The organism is Pseudarthrobacter sp. 05T312 (genome assembly GCF_056396685.1).
Genome location: NZ_JBFTLY010000050.1, coordinates 1 through 557 on the forward strand (window position 1 = coordinate 1; position 557 = coordinate 557).

Here is a 557-nt window from a genome sequence, read left to right on the forward strand (position 1 = left end):
GTGGAGATCATCCGGTCCGGGGCGACCTTCCGGGCGATCCGCCATCGCCCGTCGGTCCCGTCGGAGTCCTCGGCCGGTTCCACGTCCTGCCCGGCGACCAGGGCCAGCAGAGCGTAGGCATCAGCAGCCTTTCCGTCCAGCGTTTCGGGATCGACCGCGGCCAGCAACGCCAGGGCGTCGGTGACCAGCGCGGAGATCAGCCCGTCTTTCGCTCCCTGGTCATCCCAGGCGATGTCCGGCTTACCCGTGCGGATGTAGTCATAGCCCGTGGCGTGGGCGGTCACGAGTTCTTGTCCGCCCGGGATGTCCCGGCCGAAGCGGCGGACCGCGGCGATCAGCTGCGTGATCGTGTCCTGCCTCGCGACCGCGTCATCAAGGACCGTTGAATCCACCGCCCGTCGGCGCTTACCCGTCAAAGCCCCGGTTTCCGCGACGACTTTGGCGATGGCTTCCATGATCCGGTGCGGATCCGACGAGGCGGCCAGCCGCTTTCGCCAGTACGTCAGCGTGCTCGGATGGAACGCGGTATCGGTCAGCCCGTAACCGCAAGCGGCCTT

The 557-nt window shown here is 67.7% G+C and carries 1 pseudogene; it reads right to left on the minus strand.

What is annotated here, in order from left to right:
* Positions 1-557 (minus strand): annotated as a pseudogene (locus tag AC1DIP_RS22245) (IS5/IS1182 family transposase); the annotation flags it as partial.